The organism is Methylacidimicrobium cyclopophantes (assembly GCF_902143385.2).
In the GTDB taxonomy this organism is placed as follows: Bacteria; Verrucomicrobiota; Verrucomicrobiia; order Methylacidiphilales; family Methylacidiphilaceae; genus Methylacidimicrobium; species Methylacidimicrobium cyclopophantes.
Map to the genome: position 1 here is coordinate 1 of NZ_CABFUZ020000164.1, position 7,890 is coordinate 7,890.

Consider the following 7,890-nt stretch of genomic DNA (forward strand, 5'->3'; position numbering starts at 1 on the left):
CGGACCGGGAGTCCGCCCTTTCCGATGGCACTACAAACACGGAATCCGCCAAACTAGGCGCTCTCGGCCTTTCGCCGCTCGAGCCCTTCGGCGATCCACGGGGGGATCGCGAAGAGGAGGGCCGCTGCCGGTGCGAGCAACGCGGCCTTCAAGGCGAGGAGCGGGGTAATCGCCGGGTGCCCCGGGGTGGCCAAGACGACCGCAAGTTGTCCCATCCAGGCCAGTCCGACGAAAGCGGGTAGGAGCAGATAGGGCCAGCGCACTACCCTCCGAGCAACCAGCACATAGGCAAGGCTCGCTTCCGCCAAGATGGCGAGAAGTGCGAAGCTCGTGGGATAGCCTTCCATCACCCATTGCCGCACGAAGGAGCCGTCTGCGCCGGGCCAGCGGAAGAGATCGTAAAAGAAGGCGGCGGTCGCAGGGAGGGAGACGAGCAGCAGCGTCAAGGCGGCGAGCCAAGTCCACTGCGCGAATCGTCTGGCAAAAGCCCCGAGGGCCGAGCCGTCCTGCTGGCGCAAAGTGCGCTTCGGGGTTTCTTGCGTCGCTGGGATCGTGTCGTACTGGGCAATCATGCTTTCCTCCATAAGTGTGTCTGCGTTCATCGCAGCAATTTGCCATATAATTAGCGTACCTAATTTGAAAAGCAAGAGAAAACGTTATGCAGTACGCTTATTTGGAAAACCCAGCGACTTTTGGAACCGCCGAACGGCGAGGGCCCTCGTTTTGGTGAGACAATTTGCCGGAAGGTGTTCCTCGGAGAGCCAGGGAGGAAACTGCAAAAAAAGCGGTTGACACAAAACGACGATAGAGGCAACAAGGACCTATCTTGAGAAAAGCGGGAATCCTGTTCGCTCTCCTGGCGGCTTGTCATCTCGCCGGGGGCCACTGGCTCTTCTGGCAGGGAGCCGCGTGGGCCGGAATGCTTGTGCGCTATGCGCAGAGTTACGGGATGGAAACGGGATTGACGATGACCTTTGACGGGAAGCATCCCTGCCAGATCTGTAAGAAGGTCGTCAAGGGCAAGAGCAAGGAGGAGCACTCCTCGAGGACCGAAAGGTCCCAGGAAGATTTCGGTCTCTTCTCTCTCGCGGACGCGACCGCCTTGACGCCCCTGCTTCTCTCGCCCGAAACACCGCCCGTCGAGCGGCCCGCAGTGACGATCCGAACCGATCGTCCCCTTTCTCCTCCTCCCCGACATCTCGCGTAGCCATTTTGCCGGTCACGGCAATATGCGCTCGAGCTCCGTCCGGGTTGGCTTGTCCTGACAATTGGGCGGCCATTCCGGGGCTCGGCGCGAAGAACGCGAACGTCAACTTTGGGGAGGAGATGTGCAAAAGAAATTGATGCGGCCCGACGAGGCTGCACGGATGTTGAGTGTCAGCCGCTGGACCATCTACCGCTGGGTGGACGAAGGGCGGCTCGAGGGAACGCGGGTCGGACCAGGATCCTTGCGAATCTTCGCGGAATCGGTCGAAAACCTGATTGCGAGGAATCGAATCGGCCGCTTGACGGGAAATGGGCTCGCGCGGCAAAGCCTGGAGGCGTCCGATCGATGAAGGAGATTGCGCTCCCTGCGGGCGGACGTGGAGTGGGAGGGGGGCGCTCGATCGCGGTCGGGCGCTCCATTCGGGAAGGAAAAGAGTCTGGCCGCTTGCCGGGGGCGAAGTCGGGCCGGATCGGGCTCTGCCCGGGCGGCGCAAGAGGCAGCTGCCTGGCGCTCGCGATGGGCCTGCTGCTCGTCCTCCGGCCGCTGCTCTGGGGTCAGCTCCCTCCGAGCCCGGCGGATCCGTCGTCGGATTTGTCCGGTCCTTCCGGCGGCTCGGGGACGAGGACGGCCGCCCCTCTGGAGCAAGCGACGCCCGAGTCGACCATGGCCCCGGTGACGGTGAAGGCGGTATCGAATGTTCCCCAGATGCTCCCGACCTCCGCTCCCACCGATTCGGTCTACGGGATCCCGATGGATGTGATGGATATCCCGAGGCAGGTCACGCCGATCAACAAGACCCTGATGGATGCAGCCGGCGTAAATGCGCAGGGCGGATATATGAATCCGATCAGCTTCGCGATGATCAATCCCACGGCCTTCGGCAGCATCGACGCCTGGATCTCCCCGGCGCCCTACATCCGGGGCAACGAGGCTCTGCCCTTCATCAACGGGATGTCGATGAGCGTGATGAACGTGGAGATGGTCAACTCTGGGCTTCCGTGGAATTGGAACATGATCGAGTCGATGGACATGGTCGAAGGCCCCGGGAACGCGGTCTTCGGCGCAGGCCAGGAGTCTTCGGGCTATGTCAACTACACGACCAAGCAGCCCTACTTCGACAAGTTCCGGGGCAACGCCTGGGATTCGACCGGGATGTATCAGCAGTACATGTGGGGCGGCGACATGGGCGGACCGATCGACAAGGAGCACAAGCTCGCCTATCGGGTGAGCTACATGGGGATCGAGAGCGGGAGCTGGTATCAGACGGTCCACAACGACCAGCAGAACCTCTACTTGGCCCTCGGCTGGAAGCCGGTCGACAACTATTCGGCCGACCTCTACGTCGACGCCGATTTCGCCTCCTTTTCGCCGATCGGCTATGCGGGCTTCAACCGGCCGACCAACGCGCTCTTCCAGAGCGGGGGCTCGCTCGACTACATCGGAGCCCTTTCCCCCTCCCGGTGGGGGAGCATCCCCTACTTTCAGAACTTTTGGGCCGCCAACCCCGGGGCCCCGATTGCTCCCTCCCCCCTCGGCTTCGGGACTTACGGGGTCGGCTTGGGTCCGGTCAACCGGAGGCAGCTCCTGATGAGCCCCTACGCCCAGCAGACCGGATACCAGGGGATGACCCAGCTCATCCAGAAGGTCCATGTGGACGAGGGATTCGATCTGGTGAACAATACGCTCGTCTGGTACACCCGCCACGACTCCGTTCAGCCGTCCTACTTCTACGACGAGGCGGTGATGGGCGACTACGAGGTCGACAACCGGACCGAGTGCCGCCTCGCCTTCGACACCCCGATCGGGGGAGACAAGTCGGGGAAGCGAGAGAAGGATGCTTTCGCGATCTCGCACAATGTCGACACCGGACTCGAATGGGTATTTCAGAGGAACCAGGACTACGTTTCGACCATGCTGATCAACTCTCCGAACATGTTCAGCATGGCGCAGAACCCGCTGCTCTGGGATGTCCGCAATACTCCCTATTTCCAGGCCGCGATCCTGAACCCGAACGCGCCGGGGGGCGGGGAATGGCCGATTCCGGGAGGTGCGGGGGGTTACTTTTTCGAGCCGCTCAACGGGACGACGGGAACGACCGATTCGACCTACTGGTCGATCGCGCCCTTCTGGCAGCACGACATCAAGTTTGGCGAGAAGCTGAGCCTCCAGTACGGGCTGCGGGCGACGACCTACTTCATCAGCGCGCAGACCCCTCCCGGCACGCCTTCGATCGAGTACACGCAGCTCCAGACCTCGATGATCGACCCGCTCTTCTCGATCGGCCCGGTCTACAAGCCCTTCCCCTGGCTCAGCCTCTACGGCAACTTCAACTACGAGTATGTGACGGCTGCGGCCGACATGGGGGGCTTCGTTCCCACGCAGACCTCGCAGGAGATGCACCTGCTCAACGAGCTCGGGGAGGTGGGAGCCAAGCTGAGCCTCCTGCACGACAAGCTCTACATGTCCTTCGCCTTCTTCCACCAGAACCTCTACATGGACCAGATCGGCTTCCAGCCTAATCCGGGCCTGCTCCAGGGCTTCGAGTACAATGCGACCTACCAGCCCAACCGCCACTGGTGGTTCCGGGCGGGCTACGCCTACATGCACGGCACCTGGAACTTTTCGTCTCTCCCTTATGGTCCGAGCCAAACCCAGAGTTATTCCACGGGCTACGCCTTCCGCCACAATCTTCCGCTTGACGACAACGGAACCGGTGTGGCTCCGATCAATGTCTCGGGCATCCCAGGGGTTTACAACTGGATCGGGCTTCCCAACCAGACAGCCAACGCGATGGTCACCTACCGGACCGACTTCGGGCTCTCCTTGACCGCGTCGGCGCTCGTGATGAGCAGCTATCCGCTCTTCTACAACTACTCGGCGGTGGTGCCGACCCAGTATGTCACCAACCTGAGCGCCACCTACCAGAAGGACAATTGGAGCTTGACGGTCTATCTCTGGAATACCCTCAACTCGGTCTACTGGCTTCCTTACGCGAGCGGGCTCGCTTCGGACGTGGCCTCCAATTCGGACTATGTCGCGGCCGGATGGCCGTTCTGGGTCCAGGGGACGCTCAGCTACCGGTTTTGAGCCTTCTCCGGAGCCTTCCATCGGCCGTTTGCAAAAAAAAGCTTTACTTCCTACTTGGCTGCAGTCTTTTACATCGGAACATCCCGGCCTTTCCGTGAAAGCGATCTGGATGCAACGGCTCCTGGCGGGCCTGGTAGCGCTGGTGGGAGGTTTTACATCCCCCACGGCTGCTTTCGCGGCTCCGATGCGTCCCTTCTCGGTAGTGCTTCTCGATCCCGGGCATGGGGGGAGCGACAACGGGGGAACGAGCCGTCCGCTCCCCGGCGGAAGGCTTTTGGAAAAGGATCTGGCTCTCGACACGGCCAGGCGAGTGGCGCGGTTCTTGCGCAAGGAGGGGTTTCGGGTGGTCATGACTCGAACCGACGATCGGTTCGTCGACCTCGATGAGCGGGTGAGGATGGCGAACCGGTTGGGACCGGGAGCCGTGGTGGTGAGCATTCACTACAACGCGCTCGGAGATGGGAGCGTCCGCGGTGCCGAGACCTTCTTCTGGCATGCGGACAGCCACGGATTAGCCACCCGCATCGAGCACTACCTGGCGGGCGTGGTCGGCGAGTCGGGCCGGGGGGTCACCCGGCGAAGGCTGCGGCTCACCCGCAATCCGACGATTCCCGCGGTTCTGGCCGAATGCGCCTATTTGACCAATCCGCGCGAGGCGCGCTTGGTAGCGCAGCCGCAGGTGCGGGAGCGGATCGCCCGAGCGATCGCGGATGGCATCCTGGAAGAGGCGCGCCTCGGAGACCAAGGAATCGCGGCCGTGCCGGAGATCTGGGCTCCCCTTTCCCGGGCCTCGGATGCCCGGACCGTCTCGAAGCATTCGCGCAAGAAACATCATGGGAAGCACCGGGCCAAGACGGTCCGCGCGGGTGGGGAATCGGGCTGGGCGCCTTCTCCAGGATGCCTTGGGGAAGCCTCCTCTCCGCCCGGCTGGGAACGAGAGGCTTTGGGGAGAAACCTTCCGAGAGATCCCGGCTAGCGCGAAGATCGTTTCGTCTTGCCGCTCGGAGTTGCCGGACCTTCGTGGGAAATCGCAGGATCGGAAGGACCCTCGACGATGAGTTCTCCGCCCAAGCCCTTTTCCATCCGGGCGAAAAAATGGTCCATCAGCGGATAGCGGCCGGAGACCTTGGGTGCGAATTCGAGAAAACCGGATCCGCCTGCGGGGACGAAGAGGGAACAGGTGTTTTCGCGCAAGGGAGAAAGGACGCTTCCATCCGGGGAGATATGCTCCAGAACGGCTCCGAGCAGATGGAGATTGGAGGAGAAATTCGGACCGGCGTTCCCGAAATAGATCCGGATCTTCTCCCCGGCGTTCGCTCGAAGCGGATGTCGACTCAATGCGCCGACCGATCCGTTGAAGACGAAATATTCGGGTTCCGAACGGAGGATCTTCGTCAGGTCCGAGGTCTGCGGACCACGGGAACCTATGGGGGCGGAGGTGTAGATTTCCGCTTCCATGACGTAGAACTCCCGATCGACCTTGGGAAGTCCTCCGACGGGCTCGACCAGGATCAGGCCGTACATGCCGTTTGCAATATGCTGGGCTACCATCGGCGTTCCGCAGTGGTAGAGATAGAGGCCGGGATTGAGCGCCCGGAAGGTAAAGACCTTTTCCTGACCCGGAATGGTCTGGGTCGCCGCGGCTCCCCCGGAAAATCCCCATGCGGCGTGAAAGTCGACCGAATGGACCATTCGGCTTTTCGGATCGTTGGCAAGGTGGATTTCTAAAGTATCGCCGACACGGACGCGCAGGAACGGACCCGGGACCTGTCCGTCGAAGGTCCAATACGGGAAGGAGGCACCCTCCGCGAGTTTTCCTTCCCGTTCGATCGTATGGAGCGTGACTTTGACTAGCTTCGGCGGCCTCTTTCCCAGAGGGCCGGGGAGGTCGGAGGGATCGCGGCTGATATCGGGGACGGCACCGTCGGAAGCAGCGGGGGGGTCGGCGGATGCGGCGAAGGCGAAGAACGAGAGGGCGAGGGCGAGGAGGCTTGGGATGAAGAGGAAAGCGGGTCCGGAGGTCGGCGTCCGATGTTTCTGTCGAGGGGGCATGAGCGAAGGGGTTGGCACCGACAAGACTAGTATCGAGGTCGGATAAGGTCCATGGTCGTTTTCGAGCGGAGAGGCGCAAACGGGGGCCGGGGCTCCGGGGAAGAAGCCCGAGAGACAAAAGATCGCTAGAGCTCCTGCCGGGTGGGGAGAGCTTGTGATTCGAGGACCCATTCCGCTTGTTTCGGTGGACCGGACGGCATAGCTTTGTTCTCGACTCTCCGCGAGGGTAAGATCGAAGTAAGCGGTCCGCTTTCGCGGGGAACGGGAGGTCGCGTGATCGAGGATCCCAAGTTTTGGCGCGCGGGAGCGATCAGCGCAACGGCGGTGATGGCGGCCCTTTTAGCGATTCTTTCGATCGACACGCTTCGCCCGATCCACCCAGGGGGACGGACTGTCCCGGAGTAATACGAGGATCAACCGCCGAATTGGGTATGCGCTGGACCCCGGGACGAACCGCTACCGTCCGGCTCTCGGCGGGGAGGAGCTTCTCTTCGGAGGGCGCCATACGCGGGCCCGCCTCGATTTCCAGACGATCTTCGGGATCGGCGCCTATTCTGCGCCCGACCTCACGAAGAGCTGGCTCGATCCGTTTTGGCCCTCCTGACAAGCGATGCTGCGGGTTTCGAGCCGCGAAGAAGCGATGGTGCGATTCCTGCAAAATCCGGATCGGTTGCCGCTCCTGGCCGCCCAGATCGTCGCAGCGACGGTCCTTGCGGTTCTTTTCGTCGTGGTCGGAGTAGCCTTCCGAACCGGTCGGTTCTGTAATAAAATCAACGGAAGGTGGAGGCAAAAGGGAAAAACCAAGGAACCGAGCCTCTCCCGTGGGGAGAGTGGATCGGGTTGTGCGCCCAGGAGCCCTATCGGATGCTCTTCCCCTTGGGCGTTCTTTTGGGGGGCTTGGGAGTCGCGATCTGGCCGCTCTTCTTTTTTTGGGGATTGGCGTGGGCGCCGCCGCCGATCAGCCATCCGCGAATTGTAATCGAGGGCTTCGTCGGGAGTTTCGTGATCGGTTTCCTGGGGACCTCGGTGCCTCGCCTCCTCGAGGTCAAACGGTTTTCGATTTGGGAGACGGGCGGAGTCGCCGCGGCGCTCTCGGCGGTCGGTCTGCTCCATCTCTTCGGGCTGACCGGATGGGGGGACGGGCTGTTCGGGAGCGCGATCCTTTGCTTCCTCTGGTTGCTCGCCTCGCGGTTCCCGGCGAGAAGGGACAATCCCCCGCCGAGCTTTCTTCTCGCCCTTTTCGGCCTTCTCGGAGCGGTCGTCGGCAGCCTCTGGATCGCGTCCGAGGAAGGAGGGCTGCGCTTTTCTCCCTTCCTCCACTCGCTCAGTCTGCTTTTGCTCTATCAAGGCCTCCCGCTGCTTCCGATCCTGGGCGTGGGGGCCTTTCTCCTCCCGCGTTTCTACGGCTTGCCGAGCCGGGAGAGCCTCCCGGAAGCCCGAATCCCCACCCGGGCCTGGCTTTTGCGCGCGCTCGCGGCCCTGATCGCCGCCCTGGTTCTTTTTGCGAGCTTCCTCTGGGAAGCGGCGGGGGGAGCGCTGGCGGG

The 7,890-nt window shown here is 62.3% G+C and carries 8 protein-coding genes; 6 read left to right on the plus strand and 2 right to left on the minus strand.

The window, feature by feature from the left end; genetic code table 11:
• Positions 1 to 53: 53 nt before the first annotated feature.
• Complete coding sequence (locus FN369_RS07630) at positions 54 to 602, minus strand: hypothetical protein (protein WP_142525582.1); 549 nt, start codon at positions 600 to 602, stop codon at positions 54 to 56.
• 224 nt (positions 603 to 826) lie between these two features.
• On the opposite strand from FN369_RS07630, the gene FN369_RS07635 reads away from it, so the two are divergent.
• The 4 genes from FN369_RS07635 to FN369_RS07650 all read left to right on the plus strand — a co-directional run bounded on the left by FN369_RS07635 (position 827) and on the right by FN369_RS07650 (position 5,270).
• A complete protein-coding gene (locus tag FN369_RS07635; protein ID WP_142525583.1) occupies positions 827 to 1,207 on the plus strand; it encodes a hypothetical protein in 381 nt (126 codons plus the stop codon).
• 121 nt (positions 1,208 to 1,328) lie between these two features.
• A complete protein-coding gene (locus FN369_RS07640) occupies positions 1,329 to 1,556 on the plus strand; it encodes a helix-turn-helix domain-containing protein (RefSeq protein WP_142525584.1) in 228 nt (75 codons plus the stop codon).
• Complete coding sequence (locus FN369_RS07645) at positions 1,553 to 4,294, plus strand: TonB-dependent receptor (RefSeq protein ID WP_142525585.1); 2,742 nt, start codon at positions 1,553 to 1,555, stop codon at positions 4,292 to 4,294. Before FN369_RS07640 ends, FN369_RS07645 begins: the two co-directional genes overlap by 4 nt.
• A 94-nt stretch (positions 4,295 to 4,388) precedes the next feature.
• Positions 4,389 to 5,270: an N-acetylmuramoyl-L-alanine amidase family protein gene (locus FN369_RS07650; RefSeq protein WP_246189615.1), complete on the plus strand. Its 882-nt coding sequence runs from the start codon at positions 4,389 to 4,391 to the stop codon at positions 5,268 to 5,270.
• Here FN369_RS07650 and FN369_RS07655 read toward each other — a convergent pair.
• Positions 5,267 to 6,364, minus strand: coding sequence for a multicopper oxidase domain-containing protein (locus tag FN369_RS07655; RefSeq protein WP_246189616.1), 1,098 nt, complete (start codon positions 6,362 to 6,364; stop codon positions 5,267 to 5,269). The genes FN369_RS07650 and FN369_RS07655 overlap by 4 nt on opposite strands.
• A 255-nt stretch (positions 6,365 to 6,619) precedes the next feature.
• On the opposite strand from FN369_RS07655, the gene FN369_RS11580 reads away from it, so the two are divergent.
• Positions 6,620 to 6,751, plus strand: coding sequence for a hypothetical protein (locus FN369_RS11580; protein WP_281290937.1), 132 nt, complete (start codon positions 6,620 to 6,622; stop codon positions 6,749 to 6,751).
• Between the two features lie 375 nt (positions 6,752 to 7,126).
• A partial coding sequence (locus tag FN369_RS07660; RefSeq protein WP_142525586.1) for an NnrS family protein occupies positions 7,127 to 7,890 on the plus strand: 764 nt, incomplete at its 3' end.